Source organism: Pseudomonas sp. ICMP 460 (genome assembly GCF_002723595.1).
GTDB lineage: Bacteria > Pseudomonadota > Gammaproteobacteria > Pseudomonadales > Pseudomonadaceae > Aquipseudomonas > Aquipseudomonas kitaguniensis.
On the sequence record NZ_LKBR01000001.1, the window covers coordinates 1 to 21563 of the forward strand.

General features: G+C 58.3%; 19 protein-coding genes, 3 tRNA genes and 1 rRNA gene. 10 read left to right on the forward strand and 13 right to left on the reverse strand.

From position 1 onward, the window contains the following. Window positions 1-155 precede the first annotated feature (155 nt). The 5 genes from AO240_RS00005 to tyrS all read right to left on the reverse strand — a co-directional run bounded on the left by AO240_RS00005 (window position 156) and on the right by tyrS (window position 4041). Window positions 156-231: transfer RNA gene (locus AO240_RS00005), tRNA-Ala, on the reverse strand. A gap of 30 nt (window positions 232-261) precedes the next feature. Beyond that, a tRNA-Ile gene (locus AO240_RS00010) sits at window positions 262-338 on the reverse strand. Between the two features lie 15 nt (window positions 339-353). Continuing rightward, a tRNA-Ile gene (locus AO240_RS00015) sits at window positions 354-430 on the reverse strand. A 155-nt stretch (window positions 431-585) separates the two neighbouring features. Next, window positions 586-2213: ribosomal RNA gene (locus AO240_RS00020) — 16S ribosomal RNA — on the reverse strand. Between the two features lie 628 nt (window positions 2214-2841). Beyond that, on the reverse strand, window positions 2842-4041 hold the full coding sequence (tyrS, locus tag AO240_RS00030) for a tyrosine--tRNA ligase (protein WP_099234675.1): 1200 nt from the start codon (window positions 4039-4041) through the stop codon (window positions 2842-2844). 209 nt (window positions 4042-4250) lie between these two features. On the opposite strand from tyrS, the gene AO240_RS00035 reads away from it, so the two are divergent. Further along, complete coding sequence (locus AO240_RS00035) at window positions 4251-5663, forward strand: peptidoglycan DD-metalloendopeptidase family protein (RefSeq protein ID WP_099234676.1); 1413 nt, start codon at window positions 4251-4253, stop codon at window positions 5661-5663. A 3-nt stretch (window positions 5664-5666) separates the two neighbouring features. Continuing rightward, window positions 5667-6758, forward strand: coding sequence for an anhydro-N-acetylmuramic acid kinase (locus AO240_RS00040; protein ID WP_099234677.1), 1092 nt, complete (start codon window positions 5667-5669; stop codon window positions 6756-6758). Window positions 6759-6845: 87 nt separating this feature from the next. On the opposite strand, the gene erpA is transcribed toward AO240_RS00040, so the two are convergent. Both erpA and argC read right to left on the reverse strand, forming a co-directional pair. After that, window positions 6846-7196 (reverse strand): iron-sulfur cluster insertion protein ErpA, encoded by a 351-nt coding sequence (gene erpA / locus AO240_RS00045; RefSeq protein WP_007906865.1) that lies wholly within the window; start codon window positions 7194-7196, stop codon window positions 6846-6848. 208 nt (window positions 7197-7404) lie between these two features. Then, a complete protein-coding gene (gene argC, locus AO240_RS00050; RefSeq protein ID WP_010206935.1) occupies window positions 7405-8439 on the reverse strand; it encodes an N-acetyl-gamma-glutamyl-phosphate reductase in 1035 nt (344 codons plus the stop codon). A gap of 135 nt (window positions 8440-8574) precedes the next feature. Here argC and hemJ point away from each other — a divergent pair, with 135 nt between their 5' ends. From hemJ to coq7, 6 genes are all read left to right on the forward strand, one after another. Then, complete coding sequence (hemJ, locus tag AO240_RS00055) at window positions 8575-9003, forward strand: protoporphyrinogen oxidase HemJ (RefSeq protein WP_099234678.1); 429 nt, start codon at window positions 8575-8577, stop codon at window positions 9001-9003. A 24-nt stretch (window positions 9004-9027) separates the two neighbouring features. Beyond that, complete coding sequence (locus tag AO240_RS00060; RefSeq protein ID WP_099234679.1) at window positions 9028-9990, forward strand: nitronate monooxygenase family protein; 963 nt, start codon at window positions 9028-9030, stop codon at window positions 9988-9990. 69 nt (window positions 9991-10059) lie between these two features. After that, a complete protein-coding gene (locus tag AO240_RS00065; RefSeq protein ID WP_099234680.1) occupies window positions 10060-11022 on the forward strand; it encodes a DUF805 domain-containing protein in 963 nt (320 codons plus the stop codon). A 63-nt stretch (window positions 11023-11085) separates the two neighbouring features. After that, window positions 11086-11874: an SDR family oxidoreductase gene (locus tag AO240_RS00070; RefSeq protein ID WP_099234681.1), complete on the forward strand. Its 789-nt coding sequence runs from the start codon at window positions 11086-11088 to the stop codon at window positions 11872-11874. 46 nt (window positions 11875-11920) lie between these two features. After that, window positions 11921-12259 (forward strand): histidine triad nucleotide-binding protein, encoded by a 339-nt coding sequence (locus tag AO240_RS00075; protein WP_058415284.1) that lies wholly within the window; start codon window positions 11921-11923, stop codon window positions 12257-12259. A gap of 91 nt (window positions 12260-12350) precedes the next feature. Continuing rightward, entirely contained in the window at window positions 12351-12998 is a 648-nt protein-coding gene (gene coq7 / locus AO240_RS00080) for a 2-polyprenyl-3-methyl-6-methoxy-1,4-benzoquinone monooxygenase (protein WP_058415283.1), read from the forward strand. Window positions 12999-13056: 58 nt separating this feature from the next. Here coq7 and AO240_RS00085 read toward each other — a convergent pair whose 3' ends face one another. Further along, window positions 13057-13479 (reverse strand): OsmC family protein, encoded by a 423-nt coding sequence (locus tag AO240_RS00085; RefSeq protein ID WP_005792019.1) that lies wholly within the window; start codon window positions 13477-13479, stop codon window positions 13057-13059. Between the two features lie 245 nt (window positions 13480-13724). Here AO240_RS00085 and crp point away from each other — a divergent pair, with 245 nt between their 5' ends. Further along, on the forward strand, window positions 13725-14369 hold the full coding sequence (gene crp, locus AO240_RS00090) for a cAMP-activated global transcriptional regulator CRP (RefSeq protein ID WP_099234682.1): 645 nt from the start codon (window positions 13725-13727) through the stop codon (window positions 14367-14369). On the opposite strand, the gene AO240_RS00095 is transcribed toward crp, so the two are convergent. The 4 genes from AO240_RS00095 to AO240_RS00110 all read right to left on the reverse strand — a co-directional run bounded on the left by AO240_RS00095 (window position 14366) and on the right by AO240_RS00110 (window position 17631). Further along, the gene (locus AO240_RS00095; RefSeq protein ID WP_099234683.1) at window positions 14366-15061 is read right to left on the reverse strand and encodes a lipoate--protein ligase family protein; all 696 of its coding nucleotides are present in this window, start codon (window positions 15059-15061) and stop codon (window positions 14366-14368) included. The two genes, crp and AO240_RS00095, sit on opposite strands and share 4 nt — an antisense overlap. Window positions 15062-15142: 81 nt before the next feature. Next, the gene (trpC, locus tag AO240_RS00100; RefSeq protein WP_099234684.1) at window positions 15143-15982 is read right to left on the reverse strand and encodes an indole-3-glycerol phosphate synthase TrpC; all 840 of its coding nucleotides are present in this window, start codon (window positions 15980-15982) and stop codon (window positions 15143-15145) included. Continuing rightward, on the reverse strand, window positions 15979-17028 hold the full coding sequence (gene trpD / locus AO240_RS00105; RefSeq protein ID WP_058415279.1) for an anthranilate phosphoribosyltransferase: 1050 nt from the start codon (window positions 17026-17028) through the stop codon (window positions 15979-15981). Before trpD ends, trpC begins: the two co-directional genes overlap by 4 nt. A 9-nt stretch (window positions 17029-17037) precedes the next feature. Further along, window positions 17038-17631 (reverse strand): aminodeoxychorismate/anthranilate synthase component II, encoded by a 594-nt coding sequence (locus AO240_RS00110; RefSeq protein WP_099234685.1) that lies wholly within the window; start codon window positions 17629-17631, stop codon window positions 17038-17040. 422 nt (window positions 17632-18053) lie between these two features. On the opposite strand from AO240_RS00110, the gene estP reads away from it, so the two are divergent. Then, the gene (gene estP, locus AO240_RS00115; RefSeq protein ID WP_099234686.1) at window positions 18054-19976 is read left to right on the forward strand and encodes an esterase EstP; all 1923 of its coding nucleotides are present in this window, start codon (window positions 18054-18056) and stop codon (window positions 19974-19976) included. Between the two features lie 60 nt (window positions 19977-20036). On the opposite strand, the gene trpE is transcribed toward estP, so the two are convergent. Beyond that, window positions 20037-21518 (reverse strand): anthranilate synthase component I, encoded by a 1482-nt coding sequence (gene trpE / locus AO240_RS00120; RefSeq protein WP_099234687.1) that lies wholly within the window; start codon window positions 21516-21518, stop codon window positions 20037-20039. Window positions 21519-21563 lie beyond the last annotated feature (45 nt).

Below are 21563 nucleotides of genomic sequence, written 5' to 3' on the forward strand. Positions count from 1 at the left end.
CCTGATCCGTTACCAGTGAAAGTAACGTTCAGTCTATCTTTCTATCACATACCCAAATTTTTAAAGAACGATCTAATCAAAGACTAGAAATCAACATTCACCATCACAATGATGGAATGCTCATTTCTAAGCTTTACTTACGTCAGAAGCAGTAGTGGTGGAGCCAAACGGGATCGAACCGTTGACCTCCTGCGTGCAAGGCAGGCGCTCTCCCAGCTGAGCTATGGCCCCGTATTTCTACAGGCGTTTCCCACACAAAATTGGTGGGTCTGGGCAGATTCGAACTGCCGACCTCACCCTTATCAGGGGTGCGCTCTAACCAACTGAGCTACAGACCCAATTTCGAACAAAATTGGTGGGTCTGGGCAGATTCGAACTGCCGACCTCACCCTTATCAGGGGTGCGCTCTAACCAACTGAGCTACAGACCCAATTTCGGGCTGCTTCTATCGTCTTCTTCAATGAATCAAGCAATTCGTGTGGGAACTTATGGAGCAGCTGATGTCGTCGATTAAGGAGGATATCGTCTTCTTCAATGAATCAAGCAATTCGTGTGGGAACTTATGGAGCAGCTGATGTCGTCGATTAAGGAGGTGATCCAGCCGCAGGTTCCCCTACGGCTACCTTGTTACGACTTCACCCCAGTCATGAATCACACCGTGGTAACCGTCCTCCCGAAGGTTAGACTAGCTACTTCTGGTGCAACCCACTCCCATGGTGTGACGGGCGGTGTGTACAAGGCCCGGGAACGTATTCACCGCGACATTCTGATTCGCGATTACTAGCGATTCCGACTTCACGCAGTCGAGTTGCAGACTGCGATCCGGACTACGATCGGTTTTCTGGGATTAGCTCCACCTCGCGGCTTGGCAACCCTCTGTACCGACCATTGTAGCACGTGTGTAGCCCAGGCCGTAAGGGCCATGATGACTTGACGTCATCCCCACCTTCCTCCGGTTTGTCACCGGCAGTCTCCTTAGAGTGCCCACCATGACGTGCTGGTAACTAAGGACAAGGGTTGCGCTCGTTACGGGACTTAACCCAACATCTCACGACACGAGCTGACGACAGCCATGCAGCACCTGTCTCAATGTTCCCGAAGGCACCAATCTATCTCTAGAAAGTTCATTGGATGTCAAGGCCTGGTAAGGTTCTTCGCGTTGCTTCGAATTAAACCACATGCTCCACCGCTTGTGCGGGCCCCCGTCAATTCATTTGAGTTTTAACCTTGCGGCCGTACTCCCCAGGCGGTCAACTTAATGCGTTAGCTGCGCCACTAAGAGCTCAAGGCTCCCAACGGCTAGTTGACATCGTTTACGGCGTGGACTACCAGGGTATCTAATCCTGTTTGCTCCCCACGCTTTCGCACCTCAGTGTCAGTATTAGTCCAGGTGGTCGCCTTCGCCACTGGTGTTCCTTCCTATATCTACGCATTTCACCGCTACACAGGAAATTCCACCACCCTCTACCATACTCTAGTCAGTCAGTTTTGAATGCAGTTCCCAGGTTGAGCCCGGGGATTTCACATCCAACTTAACAAACCACCTACGCGCGCTTTACGCCCAGTAATTCCGATTAACGCTTGCACCCTCTGTATTACCGCGGCTGCTGGCACAGAGTTAGCCGGTGCTTATTCTGTCGGTAACGTCAAAACAATCACGTATTAGGTAACTGCCCTTCCTCCCAACTTAAAGTGCTTTACAATCCGAAGACCTTCTTCACACACGCGGCATGGCTGGATCAGGCTTTCGCCCATTGTCCAATATTCCCCACTGCTGCCTCCCGTAGGAGTCTGGACCGTGTCTCAGTTCCAGTGTGACTGATCATCCTCTCAGACCAGTTACGGATCGTCGCCTTGGTGAGCCATTACCTCACCAACTAGCTAATCCGACCTAGGCTCATCTGATAGCGCAAGGCCCGAAGGTCCCCTGCTTTCTCCCGTAGGACGTATGCGGTATTAGCGTCCGTTTCCGAACGTTATCCCCCACTACCAGGCAGATTCCTAGGCATTACTCACCCCTGCTTTCTCCCGTAGGACGTATGCGGTATTAGCGTCCGTTTCCGAACGTTATCCCCCACTACCAGGCAGATTCCTAGGCATTACTCACCCGTCCGCCGCTCTCAAGAGAAGCAAGCTTCTCTCTACCGCTCGACTTGCATGTGTTAGGCCTGCCGCCAGCGTTCAATCTGAGCCATGATCAAACTCTTCAGTTCAAACATCTTTGGGACTTGCATGTGTTAGGCCTGCCGCCAGCGTTCAATCTGAGCCATGATCAAACTCTTCAGTTCAAACATCTTTGGGTTTTTAAGAAACCCTAAACTTGGCTCAGCAATCGTTGGTTACATCTTTGATTTCTCGCGGAGTAACTTGTGATGCTGATAATCTTGTTGACTATCATTCTGACTCCACAAGCACCCACACGAATTGCTTGATTCAGTTGTTAAAGAGCGGTTGGTTAAGACCTTTCGTCTCAACCGAGGCGCGCATTCTACAGCAGCCTCATTTGCTGTCAAGTGGTTATTTTCAGAAGTTTTCGAAGAATTCCTCAACAACTTCAACCACTTGCGCTTCCGATCTCTCGTTAGCGGGAGGCGAATTCTACAGCGTTACACGCTGCTGTCAACACCTCTTTTTCTCCGCTTTCGACCGAGAAGATCGAAACGTTAATAGAGCCAAACAACACCGCCCTACCAACTCCTTCTGGGCTTCGATGAACTGAAGCAACTCGCTGTCGAATCTCGCATAACTCTTTGTTTACCAAGGAGTTTTCCGTTTCGACTGCGCCGGAAGTGGGGCGAATTATAGACAAATATAAATCGCCGTCAACACTTAATTCCAGGTTTATTCGGATTTAAGCGAAATACGCGCAAATGCCTTCTTCCCGGCCTGGCAGACGTGGGTAGCGCCCAGCTCGTATATAAAGGTGCGATCCACAACCTCACCATCTATACGCACACCGCCGGAAGCCAGAAGGTCACGCGCAACCGCCGAGTTCTTCACCAGGCCCGCCTTATTAAGGACGGCAGCAATTGGCATCGCCTCGGTAGCCGTCAGCTCGATCTCCGGCAGATCATCCGGCAACTCGCCATCCTTCATGCGGTTACCCGCTGCACGATGAGCGCTGGCCGCAGCCTCCTCACCATGGAAACGCGCAACGATCTCTTCTGCCAGCTTGATCTTCACGTCACGCGGATTCGCACCCGCTTCTACTTCTGCGCGCAGCGCATTGATCTCATCCATCGAGCGGAAGCTCAACAGCTCGAAGTAACGCCACATCAGCGCATCCGGAATCGAAACCAGCTTGCCGTACATCACGCCCGGTGCTTCCTGGATACCTACATAGTTACCCAAGGACTTGGACATCTTCTTGACGCCATCCAACCCCTCCAGCAACGGCATGGTCAGAATGCACTGAGCCTCTTGCCCATACGCACGCTGCAGCTCACGGCCCATCAGCAGGTTGAATTTCTGGTCTGTGCCACCCAGCTCAATATCCGCCCGCAACGCCACCGAGTCATAGCCCTGAACCAGCGGGTAGATGAACTCGTGAATAGCGATGGGTTGATGGGTGGAGTAGCGCTTGTCGAAATCATCACGCTCAAGCATGCGTGCAACGGTGTACTGGGACGTCAGGCGAATGAAATCCGCCGGCCCCATCTGGTCCATCCAGGTGGAGTTGAACGCCACCTCGGTCTTGGCCGGGTCGAGAATCTTGAACACCTGAGTCTTGTAGGTCTCGGCATTCGCCAGAACCTGCTCACGCGTCAACGGTGGACGCGTTGCGCTTTTGCCGCTCGGATCACCGATCATCCCGGTGAAGTCACCTATAAGGAAGATGACCTGATGCCCCAGTTCCTGGAACTGACGCAGCTTATTAATAAGCACGGTGTGGCCGAGGTGCAGATCCGGCGCCGTCGGATCAAAGCCAGCCTTGATCCGCAAGGGTTGGCCACGTTTGAGCTTTTCGATCAGCTCCGCCTCGACCAACAGTTCTTCCGCACCACGTTTTATCAGCGCTAGCTGCTCTTCAACCGACTTCATAACAGACCCGCAAGGCTCAGATTCAAAAGGGAACCAACCATACAAGATCAGGGACTAATTACAAGTTTTGCCCTGCGCACGGCCACCGTTCGGCAAGCCCGGCGTTCGCGAGCTTGCACCACAGATGATTTGGTTATATTTTATACAGTTATTTCATCTTCATCATGTCATTCATCTTTTCCATTTCATCTTCAAAGTCAAAATTACTTATGACCACAGAACCGTCTAAAGCGCCGCCGCTTTACCCGAAGACCCACCTGCTCGCCGCAAGTGGTATCGCCGCCCTCCTCAGCCTGGCACTCCTGGTATTCCCTTCCAGTGACGTAGAAGCCAAACGAACCTCCGTGAGCCTTGACCTGGAAAGTCCCGCTGAGCAACTGACACAAGACCAAGACGCTGCAGACGCACAACAAGCCACAAATGCACCCGCTGAATCGCCGTTTGCGCAGATAGAAAGCACGCCCGAAGACACGCGGCAGGCCACTCAAGACCAGCCTGCGACACCTGCTGCCAAGAACCCGCTGCACCGCGAAGTGATCGTGGCCAAAGGCGATACGCTTTCAACGCTGTTCGAAAAGGTTGGCCTGCCCGCCTCTACGGTCAATGAGGTGTTGGCGAGCGATAAACAAGCCAAGCAATTCACCCAGCTCAAACACGGCCAGAAACTCGAGTTTGAATTGGCGCCCGACGGCCAGTTGAACAACCTGCACAGCAGCGTCAGCGACCTCGAAAGCATCACCCTGACCAAGAACGCCAAAGGCTTTGCGTTCAACCGCATCACCACCAAGCCGGTGATGCGCTCCGCCTACGTGCACGGCGTGATCAACAGCTCACTGTCACAGTCCGCCGCCCGCGCCGGCTTGTCCCACAGCATGACCATGGACATGGCCAGCGTGTTTGGCTACGACATCGACTTCGCCCAGGATATTCGCCAGGGTGACGAGTTCGACGTGATCTACGAGCAAAAAGTCGCCAACGGTAAAGTCGTGGGCACCGGCAACATTCTTTCTGCACGCTTCACCAACCGCGGCAAGACCTACACGGCGGTTCGCTACACCAACAAACAAGGCACCAGCAGCTATTACACGGCTGACGGCAACAGCATGCGCAAGGCCTTCATTCGTACACCGGTAGATTTCGCGCGTATCAGTTCGCGCTTCTCCATGGGCCGCAAGCACCCGATTCTGAACAAAATCCGCGCGCACAAAGGCGTCGACTATGCGGCCCCACGCGGCACGCCAATCAAGGCAGCCGGTGATGGCAAAGTACTGCTGGCCGGGCGTCGCGGTGGCTACGGCAATACCGTGATCATCCAGCACGGCAACACTTACCGTACGCTGTATGGCCACATGCAAGGCTTCGCCAAAGGCGTTTCGACCGGCAGTAACGTGAAGCAAGGGCAAGTAATCGGCTATATCGGCACCACCGGCCTGTCCACTGGACCGCACTTGCACTATGAATTCCAGGTCAATGGCGTGCACGTCGACCCGCTGGGCCAAAAGCTGCCAATGGCTGACCCGATCGCCAAGGCCGAGCGCGCTCGTTTCCTGCAACAGAGCCAACCGCTGATGGCCCGCATGGATCAGGAACGCTCCACCCTGCTGGCTTCGGCGAAGCGTTAAGGTATGCCGCTCTATATAGGTGTGATGTCCGGGACCAGCCTCGATGGCCTGGATATCGCCCTGATCGAGCAAGACCCGGCGATCAATTTGATCGCCACTCACTACATTCCGATGCCTGACGCCCTGCGCACCGAGCTGTTGGGCCTGTGCGCCAGCGGTCCGGACGAGATCGCTCGTTCGGCGATTGCCCAACAACACTGGGTCACGCTTGCCGCCCAAGGCATTTACGCCCTGTTGAACCAGCAGCATTTAACACCTCAAGACATCCGCGCCATCGGCAGCCACGGGCAAACCATCCGCCATGAACCGGCGCGCGGTTTTACCGTACAGATCGGCAACCCTGCATTGCTCACCGAATTGACAGGCATCACCGTGGTCAGCGACTTTCGCAGCCGCGACGTTGCCGCCGGTGGCCAAGGCGCACCGTTGGTGCCAGCCTTTCATGAAGCATTGTTTGGTGAAAGCAGCGGCAACCGTGCTGTCTTGAACGTCGGCGGGTTCAGCAACCTCAGCCTGATCGAGACCGGCAAACCTGTCGCCGGCTTCGACTGTGGCCCGGGCAACGTGCTGCTCGACGCCTGGATACACCAACAACGCGGCGAGCACTTTGATCGCGGCGGCGAGTGGGCAGCCAGTGGCAAGGTCGAGCCTCAACTACTGAATGCCTTGCTCAGCGATCCGTTCTTTGTGACCAAAGGCCCGAAAAGTACCGGGCGCGAAGTCTTCAACCTCGCATGGCTGCAACAGCACCTCAGCCGTCTGCCTGCTTTCCAGCCGCAGGATGTGCAGGCCACGCTGCTTGAGCTGACCGCCCTGACCATCGTTGAGTCGCTGCAAGCGGCTCAGGCAGAAACCGAAACGCTGTTGATTTGTGGGGGCGGCGCGCACAACGCCACGCTGATGAACCGTCTGACGGCGCTACTGGCGTCTACCCACGTCAGCAGCACCGCCACTTACGGAGTGGACCCGGATTGGGTCGAAGCCATGGCGTTCGCGTGGCTGGCCCATTGCTGCCTTGAGGGCATTGCCGCCAATCGCCCCAGCGTAACCGGCGCCCGTGGGCTGCGTGTACTGGGCGCCATCTACCCGGCCTGACTGCCCGGCATAATCGGCAGACAGCAAAACGCCGCGTGGCTTATCAAGCCACGCGGCGTTTTTATTCGCCCTGAGCCAGTCTGCCGATCAGATCGAGAACGAAGACCCGCAACCACAGGTGGTGGTGGCGTTAGGGTTCTTGATCACGAAGCGCGAACCCTCCAGACCTTCCTGGTAATCCACCTCGGCGCCTGCCAGGTATTGGAAGCTCATCGGGTCCACGACCAGGCTGACGCCCTCGCGCTCGACGATGGTGTCGTCATCGGCCACTTCTTCATCGAAGGTAAAACCGTACTGAAACCCTGAACAACCGCCGCCCGTAACAAATACGCGCAGCTTCAAGCGATCATTACCCTCTTCATCGACCAGGCTCTTCACCTTGTGCGCAGCACCGTGGGTGAATTGCAAAGCCGTGGGGGTGAAGGATTCAACGCTCATGCTGATAATCTCCCGGCGTAACGCCGCCATATGCGTAATGGGCAGCATTATCCGCTTCTCCTAGAAAAGCGGTCAACTATTAAGGGAGCAAAGGCAGATTTGAGCTTCAAGCTTCAAGCTTCAAGCTCAGATCTCACAGCCTGCGACTTTTCGCTTGTAGCTTGTAGCTTGTAGCTCGTAGCTCGTAGCTCGTAGCTTGCCGCTGCCTTTAAGGCAGCATGCCTGCATGCGACAGGCCGAGCTTCTCGTCCAAGCCGAACAGGATGTTCATGTTCTGCACTGCCTGGCCCGACGCGCCCTTGACCAGGTTATCGATCACCGACAGCACTACCACCAGGTCGCCATCCTGCGGACGGTGCACGGCAATACGGCACACATTGGCGCCGCGCACACTGCGGGTTTCCGGATGGCTACCGGCAGGCATGACATCGACGAACGGTTCGTTGGCATAACGCTTTTCAAACAGCGCTTGCAGGTCCACCGAGCGGTCCACGACGGTTGCGTACAACGTGGAGTGAATGCCACGGATCATCGGCGTCAGGTGCGGCACGAAGGTCAGGCCGACGTCCTTACCGGCAGCACGACGCAGCCCCTGGCGGATTTCAGGCAAGTGGCGATGCCCTTTTACCGCATAGGCCTTCATGCTTTCCGACGTCTCGGAGTACAGCGAACCTACCGCCGCACCGCGACCGGCACCGCTCACGCCCGATTTGCAGTCGGCGATCAAACGCGAAGCGTCCGCCAGCCCGGCCTCCAGCAACGGCAGGAAACCCAGCTGCGTCGCGGTCGGATAGCAACCCGGCACCGCGATCAGGCGCGCCTGCTTGATCTGCTCACGATTGACTTCCGGCAGACCATAAACGGCCTCCTCAAGCAGCTCCGGTGCACCGTGCGGCTGGCCGTACCACTTGGCCCACTCATCGGCGTCCTGCAGGCGGAAGTCAGCCGACAGGTCAATGACCTTGGTGCCGGCCGCCAGCAGTTCGCCAGCCAAGGCATGGGCAACACCGTGAGGCGTGGCAAAGAACACCACATCACAAGCGCCAAGGGTTTTGATGTCCGGCACGCTGAACGCCAAGCCGTCATAGTGACCTCGCAGGTTCGGGTACATGTCGGCAACAGCCAGCCCGGCCTCGGATCGGGAAGTGATGACCACCACCTCAGCTTGCGGATGCTGAGCCAACAGACGCAGCAACTCGACACCGGTATAACCCGTGCCGCCGACGATACCGACCTTGACCATAAAACTGCCCTCAACGAACCCATTGGAAAGCCGTCGATAATAGGGGCCGTGCCGTCCTGCGACAACCATCAACGTGACGTATGGGCGCATCAGCCACTACTATCCCTATTACCGTGAACCTGGGAATAACTAAAAATGCTCTATTTATGGGTCAAAGCTTTCCATATCGTCGCCATCGTGTGCTGGTTTGCCGCGCTGTTCTACCTGCCGCGACTGTTTGTCTACCACGCTCAAAGCAAGGACACCGTCAGCAAAGACCGCTTCTGCGTGATGGAGCGCAAGCTCTACCGCGGCATCATGGGCCCGGCGATGATCGCCAGCCTGGTATTCGGCATCTGGTTGATCATCCTTAACCCGGCCATTTTTCAATCAGGCGCCTGGATCCACGCCAAGCTGACCCTGGTAGTGCTGCTTATTGGTTACCACCATATGTGCGGCGCGCAGGTAAAACGCTTTGCGCGTGGCGAAAATACGCGTAGCCATGTGTTTTATCGCTGGTTCAATGAAGTGCCCGTGCTGATATTGCTGGCTATCGTAATTTTGGTTGTGGTCAAACCGTTCTAACGTCAATCACTTGGGGTCATTACGATGTCGCTGCCCGCTTTGCTTGAACAATGTCTGCGCCTGCCTGTGGTGGTGGCGCCGATGTTTCTGATTTCCAATCCGCAACTGGTCCTGGCCTGCTGCCGTAATGGGGTGGTCGGGAGTTTCCCGGCGCTCAACCAACGCGAAAGCAGCGGCTTCAAGGCCTGGCTGGAAGAAATCGAAGCGGGCCTCGCGCAACTCGACAACCCCGCGCCCTATGCGGTCAACCTGATCGTGCACAACAGCAACCCACGGCTTGAAGCCGACTTGGCGATCTGCGTCGAGCACAAGGTGCCGATTGTCATTACCAGCCTGGGCGCGGTAAAGGAACTGGTCGATGCCGTGCACAGTTACGGTGGCCTGGTGTTTCACGACGTCACCACTCGGCGCCATGCCGAAAAGGCTGCCGAAGCCGGGGTTGACGGCCTGATTGCAGTGGCAGCAGGCGCCGGTGGCCACGCAGGCACCTGGAGCCCGTTCGCGCTGATCGCCGAGATTCGCCAGTTCTTCGATAAAACCCTGCTGTTGGCCGGCTGCCTTAACCACGGGCACGAGATCCTTGCCGCCCAATTGCTGGGCGCAGACCTCGCGTATTTCGGTACGCGCTTTATCGGCACCACCGAAAGCCACGCCCCGGACGCGTATAAAGAGATGCTGCTGACCTCACGCGCCGCCGACATTGTGCACACGCCCGCCGTCTCCGGAGTACCCGCGAGCTTTATGCGCCAGAGCCTGGAAAACGCTGGCTTCGACATCAAAGCGCTGCAGGCCAAAGGTGACGGCAGCGCCGGCGCCAAGCTCAAACCATTGGGCGATGAAGCCAAGGCGTGGAAAACCGTATGGTCTGCCGGCCAAGGTGTCGGCGAAATTGATGACTTGCCCAGCGTTGATGAACTGATTACTCGCCTGGATGCCGAATATCGCAAGGCGCGCGAACACGCAGCGCAGTTACACTGGCCACGCTGACAACCACCAGGCCTGCCAACTGAAGCCGGCCTTTAACCCCCTTCCTGATCAAGTGACAAGGATGCCTGCATGAGCGACAACCGTTTCAAGATCGTGTTTGACGGAGCCTTGCTCCCAGGCGTCGAAAGCACTACTGCCAAGCTGAACCTCGCCGAGCTGTTCAAGTGCGATGTGCAATCCATCGAAAGGCTCTTCACCGGCGGCACCGTGGCGCTTAAGCGTGACCTCTCCAGCGCCGATGCCGAGACCTACCTGCTCGCGTTGAAAAACGCTGGCGTTGATGCGCGTATCGAGCCTGAACAGCCGCTAACCTTGAGCCTGGATAAAACCAACCAGACGGCGCCTGCTGCCGCTGATTTTGCAAACCCTTCGGCGTCGCCGTATGCCCCGCCACGCGCGGCAGTCGGTGACCACACCGCAGAGTTCTCGACACTTAAAGTCTTCACCACCCACGGGCGCATCGGCCGCCTGCGCTACCTGGCCTGGACGCTGGTAATGTCGGTTGCCATGCTGGTCGCCTCGGGCATCATCAGCACGGCGAGCTTCGCCGTAGCGACCGCCTCGCCGACTGCAGGCATCATTCTCGGCGTGCTGCTGGGGCTGGCGCTGTTTGTGGCGCTGGTGTGCGTCAGCGTACAAATCGGTGTGCAGCGCCTGCACGACCTCGGCTGGTCCGGCTGGCTGTACCTGCTGAACCTGGTGCCGCTGGTGAACAGCATTTTCCCCCTGCTGCTGCTGGTGCTACCCGGCAATACCGGCGCCAACCAATACGGCCCGCCGCCGCCGCGCAACTCCAAAGCGGTAAAAGTGCTCGCTGCTCTGTGGCTGGCGTTCATTCCGGTGATACTCGCCATCGCGCTCGCACTGGGCATGAACGGCTACTTTGACCAGCTCGAAGCCAACCTGGGCAGTCGCTACGAGAACAGCTCGATCACCGCTGATGACGCCGCCGATCAAAGCGCGAACGTTGATGAAGAAGACGTGCAAAGTGCTGACGACACAGCCGAACCTGTAGACTCTCCAGAACAGTGAGAAAACGCCCGTCGCCTGTGATGCCTCTGTCACAGGCACGGTGGCGTTGCGATGGAGAAAGGCATGACCCGTTACGCTCTGATCACCGGTGCTTCCAGCGGCATCGGCCTGGCCTTGGCCGAAGCATTGGCCCGTCGCGGCCGCAGCTTGATTTTGGTAGCCCGCCAGCGTGATCAGTTGGAAAGCATTGCAATCGAATTGACTCAACGCTTTGGCGTCGAGGTGCTGTTTCGTGCCTGTGACCTGGGCGAGCCGCTGCGGTTGTCCGGGTTTCTGCTGGAACTTGAAGAAGGTGAGCGGCAGATCGACCTGCTGGTCAACTGCGCCGGGATCGGCACCAGCGGGCCATTTTTGGCTCAGGACTGGATGACTGAACAAGACCTGATCGAAGTCAACATTCTGGCCCTGACCCGCATGTGCCACGCTCTGGGCAACGCCATGGCGCTGCACGGCGGTGGGCAGATACTCAATGTCGCCTCGATCGCAGCCTTTCAGCCCGGCCCCTGGATGAGCAGCTATTACGCCAGCAAGGCCTATGTGTTGCACTTCTCCGAAGGCCTGCGCGAAGAGTTGAAAACCTGCGGCATCAAGGTCTCGGTGCTCTGCCCTGGCCCCGCGCGCACAGCGTTCTTCGGCACCGCGCAAATGGACACGGCCAAACTCGACCGCAGCACAACACTGATGAGCGCCGAAGAAGTGGCGCTCTACACCGTGCGCGCGCTGGAAAAAAACCGCGCGATCATCATTCCCGGGCGACGCAACCGCTGGCTCACCCTGAGCCCGCGTTTCAGCCCGCGCTGGCTGACGCGCAAGATAGCCGGCGCGATCAACAAGGCCTATTGCCGGCGCTGACAGGCTGGGTACACTGCCCTTGCACTTTCATAATGGAGAAACAGCTGTGGATACTCTGTTCACCAAAATCATCAACAGAGAAATACCCGCCACGATCATTTACGAAGATGATCAGGTGCTGGCGTTCAACGACATCGCACCGCAGGCGCCAGTGCATTTTCTGGTCATCCCGAAAAAACCCATTCGCACCCTCAATGACCTGACCGAAGACGACAAAGCCCTGGCGGGGCACATTCTGTTCACCGCCCAGCGGCTGGCGGTGGAACAAGGCTGCGAGAAGGGTTTTCGCGTGGTCATGAACTGCAATGAAGAGGGCGGGCAAACCGTCTATCACATTCATATGCACGTGCTCGGTCAGCGCCAAATGCACTGGCCGCCGGGCTGAGTGCCCTTGCCATAGAGGCAAATTGACTCAGCACAAACGCTTCGCCCTCTCTTGCGGTAAACTGACCGCCGAGATTCTTCCGGAGGTCAGCATGACTACCCAACGTCACTACTCGCCGATTGACCGTCTGTTGCTGCAAGCCGACACCGCCATGCGCACGTTGTTGCCGTTCAGTGGCCAACCGTATCGCCCATCGCCCGCCATCGTGCAGCCCGATGCGCAGATGAGCGAGACCGACACGCGCCACGTCGCCGGCCTGATGCGCATCAACCATACCGGCGAAGTGTGTGCCCAGGCGCTGTACCAGGGCCAGGCGCTGACCGCCAAGCTGCCGCAAGTGCGCGCCGCGATGGAGCATGCTGCCGAAGAAGAGATCGACCACTTGGCGTGGTGCGAGCAACGCATTCGCCAACTGGGTAGCCACCCGAGCGTGCTGAACCCATTGTTTTATGGTTTGTCGTTCGGCATTGGCGCGGCCGCGGGCCTGATCAGCGACAAGGTCAGCCTCGGGTTTGTCGCCGCGACAGAGCATCAGGTGTGCAAGCACCTGGATGAACATCTGGAGCAACTGCCGGCCGAGGACGAGAAATCCCGCGCCATTCTTGAGCAGATGCGCATTGATGAGCAGCACCACGCAGACAGCGCTTTGGATGCCGGCGGCTTTCGCTTCCCGGCGCCGGTGCGGTTCGGCATGAGCCTGCTGGCCAAAGTCATGACCAAAAGCACTTACCGCGTCTGACACTGACACTACCGCTTGGGAGCCAGGCATTCTCCTGGCTCCAGCCGCCTTAAACTGATCAGCCCAGCTCGATGATTTCGTAATCATGGGTGATGGCCACACCGGCCGCGCCGAGCATGATCGACGCCGAGCAGTACTTCTCCGCCGACAACTCGATGGCACGCTTGACCTGAGCTTCCTTCAACGCGCGCCCCTTCACCACGAAATGCATGTGGATTTTGGTAAATACTTTGGGGTCTTCAGTCGCGCGCTCGGCTTCCAGGAACGCTTCGCAGCTTTCCACGGCCTGGCGCGACTTCTTCAGAATGCTGACCACGTCGAAATTGCTGCAACCGCCGACACCCAGCAGGAGCATTTCCATCGGGCGTACGCCGAGGTTTCGGCCACCGGCTTCCGGCGGGCCGTCCATGACTACCACATGACCACTGCCCGATTCACCGAGGAACATGGCCTCGCCCGCCCATTGGATGCGTGCCTTCATCGCCCTGACTCCACTGCTAAAAAAGGGTCGTCAGCTTAGCACAGGGCCTTGCAACCACAGCGCTCTGCATAAAAACCATCAAGGTCAGCCAGTGGCCCGATAAATTCCCCAATCGAGACAGAATGTGTCTGTTAAGCTGGCGCCAAATGAATGGCGCATCGCCATGCTTTGTACGGCGTGTATCCATCACGGCACGCTGAAAGAATAAATCCAATCACATTGCGCAGTCTTTTCGGGATACAACCATGGTTGCTCTGACTCCCACACCCAAGATCAAGAATCTCGACAAGCTGCTGATGCACTGCCAACGCCGACGTTACCCGGCCAAGCACAACATTATTTGCGCGGGCGAACGTTCCGAAACACTGTTCTTCATTATCAAAGGCTCGGTGACCATCCTGATCGAGGATGAAGACGGCCGCGAGATGATCATCGCCTACCTCAATACCGGGGATTTTTTTGGCGAGCTGGGGCTGTTTGAACAAGCCGGTAAAGAACAGAAACGCAGCGCGTGGGTGCGGGCCAAGGTGGAATGCGAAGTCGCCGAAATCAGTTACACCACATTCCGTGAATTGGCCCAACAGGACCCGGACATCCTCTACGCCCTGAGCGGCCAGATAGCCCAGCGCCTGCGCGACACCACACGCAAAGTGGGCGACCTGGCGTTTTTTGACGTTACCGGCCGGGTTGCGCGCTGCTTGCTGGAATTGTGTAAACAGCCCGACGCCATCACCCACCCCGATGGTATGCAGATAAAAGTCACGCGCCAGGAAATCGGGCGGATTGTCGGCTGTTCACGGGAAATGGTCGGTCGCGTGCTCAAAGACCTGGAAGAGCGCAACCTGGTAAACGTCAAAGGCAAGACGATGGTGGTGTTCGGTACACGTTAAACCGTTGGAAAACCGGCCAGCATCTGGCGGTACGCGCGGTCGAGGCGGCTGAGCACATCTGCTGCGGGAAACGCTTCATGCAGCGCGATGTGGCTGTCTGCACGCACCCGCTGGTCGAGGCCGCACGCGTGATTGAAGCGATTGACCGCCGCAATCAATTCCTCGCGGTGGTTATCCAGCAACAGCGCCCCGTGCACCAACCCCACCGGGCGACCCGCACTTTGCCGCCAGCGCTGGGCGGTGCCGACCATCTTGCGGCCATTAAGGTTGACATTGTAACGGCCGTCGCAGAATGCACCGTCGATTTCACCGAGACTGGCATCGCCGCCCAATTCGATCAACACGTCGCAGATCGGCTGGCACAAACGCTGGTAACCGGTTTCGATGCGCCCTTGATCGCCTTCGCTGCGCGGCGGCGCGTAAACCAGGGCGATGTTGACCGTAGCGGCAGACTGCGGCACCGGTTCGCCGCCGGTTTCGCGCAGCAACACCGGCCAACCTGCGTCTGCCGAGACTGTGCTGGCCGCATCAAAGGCCGGCAAGCGGCTCAAACGACGCGGCATGACCAACGCTTGATCGCTGGGCTGCCAGAACAGCAACCCGAATGCCTGCTCACCGGCGCAAACGGCAGCCAACAAGTCCTGCTCGGCGGCAAGCCCTGCTTCAACGGTCATCCTGACTGGCTGAGTCATCAAACACCTACCCATCGGAATAAACACAACAGCCAATGTGGGAAGGCGCTTGCGCCCTCCCCACTTTGATGGTGTTTCAGATCAATCCAGGGTCGAACCACTGACCGCCGTAGCGCCACGCTCCGGGAAGAACAGACGTTGCAGTTCCGCCCCCGGGTTTTCGGCGCGCATGAACGTTTCGCCGACCAGGAACGAGTACACGCCGCTGATTTCCATCAGCTCCACGTCGGCACGGTTGACGATGCCGCTTTCGGTGATCACCAACCGATCACGCGGAATACGGGGCAACAGGTCGAGGGTGTTTTCGAGGCTGACTTCGAACGTGTGCAGGTTACGGTTATTGACCCCAACCAGCGGTGTGTCGAGGGTTTTCAGTGCACGCTCCAACTCATCGCCGTCGTGCACTTCAACCAATACATCCAGGCCAACGCTTTTGGCCACGGCCGCCAGCTCAGCCAGCTTCACGTCATCCAGTGCCGAAACGATCAGCAGCACGCAGTCAGCGCCCAAGGCACGCGCTTCGATAATCTGGTACGGGTCGACCATGAAATCCTTACGGATGACCGGCAACTTGCACGCAGCGCGGGCCTGTTGCAGGAACAGGTCGCTGCCCTGGAAGAAGTCAATGTCGGTCAGCACCGAGAGGCACGTTGCGCCACCCTTCTCATAGCTTTTGGCAATCTCTTCGGGAATGAATATCTCGCGAATCACGCCTTTGCTGGGTGAGGCTTTTTTAATCTCGGCAATCACCGCGGGCTGCTTTTCTCTGGCCTGCTTTATCAGCGCATCGGCAAAGCCGCGCGGCGCATCGGCGCTTTTCGCCAAGCCTTCCAGCTCGGCCAGGCTGATACGCGCACGTCGCTCGGCAACTTCTTCAGCCTTGCGCGCGAGAATTTTTTCCAGAACGGTCGGAACACTCATCCTTCATTCTCCATTTTGAACACAGCGGTAAAGGCTCCCAGCTCTTCGAGTTTTTCGCGAGCCAGCCCGGTGTGTAACGCATCGTGGGCCAAAGCGACACCTTCTTTGAGACTATAAGCATGGTCCGCCGCGTAAAGCGCCGCGCCAGCATTCAGAACAATCATTTCTGCAGCTTTCTGGCCGTTTTCAGTCTTGCGGCGCCCCAAGGCGTCGCGAATCAGTTCCAGCGATGCTGCCGGGCTTTCAACCGCCAGGCCATGCAAACTCTGGCTCTTCATGCCGAGGTCTTCGGGCTCCACCCAATACTCGCTGATCTGGTCATTCTTCAGCTCCGCCACAAAGGTCGGTGCCGCCAGGCTGAATTCGTCCAGGCCATCTTTGGAGTGCACCACCAACACATGTTTGCTGCCCATGCGCTGCAACACTTCGGCCAATGGCCGGCACAGCGCCTGGCTGAACACCCCGACTACCTGATGTTTCACACCGGCCGGATTCGTAAGCGGGCCAAGCATGTTGAACAGGGTGCGCAGGCCAAGGTCCTTGCGCGGGCCGGCGGCGTGTTTCATCGCGCCGTGGTGCGATTGGGCAAACATGAAGCCAATGCCCACACTGTCAATGCACCGCGCCACTTGTACCGGCGTGAGGTTGAGGTAGATCCCGGCCGCTTCCAGCAAGTCGGCGCTGCCGCTCTTGCCGGAGACCGCGCGGTTACCGTGCTTGGCCACTGTGCAACCGGCCGCCGCAACCACAAAAGAGGCCGCGGTCGACACGTTGAAAATATTCGCACCGTCACCGCCGGTGCCCACCACATCGACGACGCCGTCGAGGGTCTTCAGCTCGACCTTGTCCGCCAGCTCACGCATCACCGACACGGCGCCGACGATTTCGTCGATGCTCTCGCTCTTCATGCGCATGGCCATCATGAACGCGCCGATCTGCGCGTCGGTGCATTGGCCGGTCATGATCTCGCGCATCACATCGCTCATTTCAGCGGTGCTCAGGTCCAGATGGCCGACGATACGGCTCAGGGCAGTCTTGATATCCATGGAAAGTCCTTAGCGCGTGCCGCCGCTCTGCTTGAGAAAGTTAGCGAACAGCTCGTAGCCCTGCTCGGTCAAGATCGATTCAGGGTGAAATTGCACCCCTTCGATATTCAATGTCTTGTGGCGCAGGCCCATGATCTCGTCGACCGAGCCGTCTTCCAATTGGGTCCAGGCCGTGACTTCGAGGCATTCCGGCAGGGTTTCGCGCTTGACCACCAGCGAGTGGTAACGGGTAACGGTTACCGGCAGGTTGAGGCCGTTGAATACGCCAACATCGTTATGGAATACCGGGCTGGTCTTGCCGTGCATCACCTGGCGTGCGCGCACCACGTCACCACCAAAGGCCTGGCCGATGGACTGATGCCCCAGGCACACGCCCAAAATCGGCAACTTGCCGGCGAAATACTGAATGGCTTCGAGGGAAACACCCGCTTCAGTCGGGGTGCAAGGGCCAGGCGAAACCACGATGCGCTCCGGGTTCAGGGCGACAATTTCGGCGACGCTCAGCTCGTCGTTGCGCACCACCTTGACCTCGGCACCGAGTTCGCCCAGGTACTGCACAACGTTATAGGTAAAGGAATCGTAGTTATCAATCATCAGCAACATGTGGGTTCAAACCTCTTGAATTCACTGATTTCGAATGACCGCCTTCCAAGAGAGTGACCCGCTGCCAGACGCACGTTCCGGTTGCCGGGGTTGGCCGGCAAGGGGCGTCAAACAACGGGTGAAGAAGGCAAATCGGTACAGGTCCGGCCGGGCCGGCAGAGAAAATGTCAGGCGCGCCAACGCCAACGGGCGTGTGCCTTGATTACTCGCATCAAGAGTTTGCTGATAATCAACACGGGGAGGGTCTCATTCATACGTTTAAGCACAGTAACGTAGCCTCGCCAGCGGTGCAATATGGCGCAGCGAATACGGGGGCATCACCGCAGAGTGTTTATCGGAAAAAACTGTTTTCTTCGATGAAAAGCCTGAATACATTATTAGTGTTTCACTTCCGATACAAAAATAACGAGATGGAATCCCGCATGCTCAGACCACCGTTTTTTGCGCCACTGGCCAGTTGCCTCCTGTCACTGGCCTGCGCGCAAGCATTGGCAGCACCTTCGCCGTACACGACCATGGTGGTTTTCGGCGATAGCCTGGCCGACGCAGGCCAGTTCCCCGATGGCTCAAATGGCGCCACCTTGCGCTTTACCAACCGCACAGGGCCGACGTTCCAGGGCGATTTTGGCCTGGTCTCATCAACCTTGTTGGGCTCAAAGCTGGGCGTGGCGCCAAACGACCTGAACGCCTCGACCTCACCTGTGCGTGCGGCGCAAGGCTTGCCGGACGGAAACAACTGGGCAGTCGGCGGCTACCGTACCGACAATGTCCTGGACTCGATCAACTCGGTCTCCAACGCGGCGATTCCGCCTGGAAACCCCGGTGGCGGCACCGTGCTGCGCAGCCGTCAGGGTTATCTACCGGCAAACGGCGGGCGGGCCGATCCCAACGCGCTGTACTTTATTTCGGGTGGCGGCAATGACTTCCTGCAAGGGCGCGTGCTCAGCGCCGGCCAAGCCGTTGCCGCGGGCGGGCGCCTGGCCGACAGTGCCCAGACGCTGCAACAAGCCGGCGCGCGCTACATCATGGTGTGGATGCTGCCCGACCTTGGCCTGACCCCGGCCCTCAACGGCACCCCGTTGCAGGCGACGAGTTCGGCGCTGAGCAGTGTTTTCAACCAGGCGCTGGTGCAACGCCTGTCGCAGATCGACGCCCAAGTCATCCCACTGAATATTCCGTTGTTGCTGCAAGAAAGCTTCGCCGACCCAGCCCGCTTTGGCCTGGCCACCGGGCAAAACCTCACCGGCACCTGCTTCAGCGGCAACGGGTGCACCGCAAACCCGACCTATGGCATCGGCGGCACCAACCCGGACCCGACCAAGCTGATCTACAACGACTCGGTGCACCCCACCATCGCCGGGCAACGCTTGATCGCCGACTACGCCTATTCCCTGCTCGCGGCGCCATGGGAACTGTCGTTGCTGCCGGAAATGGCCCAAGGCACAGTGCGCGCCCACCAGGATGAATTGCGCAACCAATGGCAAGCAGACAACGGCAGTTGGCAAGCCGTCGGGCAATGGCGGGCCATTGTGGCAGGCGGTGGGCAGCGCCTGGACTTCGATGATCAAAGCAGTTCGGCCAGCGGCGACGGCAGTGGCTATAGCCTTAATCTCGGCGGCAGCTACCGGCTCGACGAGAACTGGCGCGTAGGCATTGCAGCCGGGCTGTATCGGCAGACGCTCGAAGCAGGCGCCAGCGATTCGGACTACAAACTCAATAGCTACATGGGCACCGCGTTCGCCCAGTATCAACAGAATCACTGGTGGGCCGACGTAGCCTTGACCGGCGGCAAACTGGACTTCGACAGCCTCAAACGCAAGTTCGCCCTCGGCGTCAGCGAAGGCTCGGAAAAAGGCGACACCGATGGCTGGCTGTGGGCCTTGAGCAGCCGTGTGGGCTATGACATCGCCGGTGCCGGCAGCGACTGGCACCTGTCACCCTTCATCAGCGCCGACTATGCGCGCGTAGAAGTGAATGGCTATTCGGAGAAAGACAACCGCTCCACCGCGCTGACATTCGACGATCAGCAACGCGACTCCAAGCGCCTCGGCGTTGGCCTGCAGGGCAGCTACCGCATCACTGCGCAGACTCAGGTGTTTGGCGAAGTGGCCCACGAGCATGAGTTCGAAAATGACACCCAAAAGGTCAATATTTCGCTGAACAGCGTGCAGGCGATCGACTTCAAACTGGACGGCTACACACCGCGCAGCAATTCGGACCGCTTGAGCCTCGGCGTCAGCCACAAACTGACTGAGGCGCTGGCGTTACGCGCGGCTTATAACGTGCGCAAGGACGACAGCTTCACCCAGCAAGGGGCCAGTGTCGGGGTAAGCCTGGATTTCTAAGCCAGAAAACCACTGTGGGAGGGAGCGTGCTCCCTCCCACATTTGGATTTTCATCTGGCTTCAGTCTTGCGGGGTTTGCTCAGCCAACGCCACCGCACGGAACATCGCGCGGCGTTTGTTCAGAGTTTCTTCCCATTCGAGGGCCGGCACCGAGTCGGCAACAATTCCGCCGCCCGCCTGCACATGCAACTCGCCGTTCTTGATGACGGCGGTACGGATCGCAATCGCAGTGTCCATATTGCCGTTCCAGGCAAAGTAACCCACGGCGCCGCCGTAGACGCCACGCTTGACCGGCTCCAGTTCGTCGATAATTTCCATCGCGCGAATTTTAGGCGCGCCCGACAAGGTGCCCGCCGGCAGAATCGCCCGCAGTGCATCCATTGCGGTCAACCCGGCTTTCAGCTCGCCAGTGACGTTGGACACGATGTGCATCACGTTGGAGTAACGCTCGATAACCATCTTATCGGTGAGCTTCACCGAGCCGATTTCCGAGACGCGCCCGGTATCGTTGCGGCCCAGGTCGATCAGCATCAAGTGCTCGGCGATTTCCTTGGCGTCGCTCAGCAGGTCTTTTTCCAGCGCCAAATCGGCCTCTTCGGTCGCGCCACGCGGGCGAGTACCGGCGATCGGGCGCACGGTGATCAAGTTGTCTTCGACGCGCACCAGCACTTCCGGCGAACTGCCGACGACGTGGAAGTCGCCAAAATTGAAGAAGAACATGTACGGCGTCGGGTTGAAGCAACGCAGCGCGCGGTACAGGTCAATCGGCGCGGCCTTGAAATCGATGGACATGCGTTGCGACGGCACCACTTGCATGCAGTCACCGGCCAGGATGTAGTCCTTGATCGTATCGACTGCGCGCTCGTAGTCAGCCTGGGTAAAACTGGAGCGAAACACCGGGTCGGCGGCCGGTGGACGGCTGAGGTCCAGGCCGCGACGCGGAGTGATCGGCTGACGCAGTTTTTCCATCAGCGCTTCGAGGCTGGCCAGGCCTTGCTCGAAGGCGTCCGCCTGGGACGGGTCGGCGAGCACAATCGCGTGCATCTTGCCGGCGAGGTTGTCGAACACCACCACCGCATCAGACACCATCAGCAGAATATCCGGCACGCCCAGAGGGTCCGGGTTCGGGCATTTGCCCAAGCGTTTTTCGACGTAGCGCACGCAGTCGTAGCCGAAGTAACCGACCAGCCCGCCGTTGAAACGCGGCAGGCCAGCAATGGTCGGCACGTTGTAGCGCGCCTTGAATGCTTCGACAAAGGCCAACGGGTCTTCTACATCAAGGCTTTCGATCTCGACGCCGTCATGCGTGATGCTCACATGGTGGTCATGCACGCGCAGTACGGTGCGGCACGGCAGCCCGATGATCGAGTAACGGCCCCATTTTTCGCCGCCCTGCACCGACTCCAACAAGTAGGAATTGGGCGCATCGGCCAGCTTCAGGTAGATCGACAGCGGCGTATCGAAGTCGGCCAGGGTTTCGCAGGCCAAGGGAATACGGTTGTAGCCGGCATCGGCCAAACGCAGGAATTCTTCGCGGATCATGGGGTGCCTCGTGGCTTGAGGGTCAAACGGTCAGGTGTGCAAACG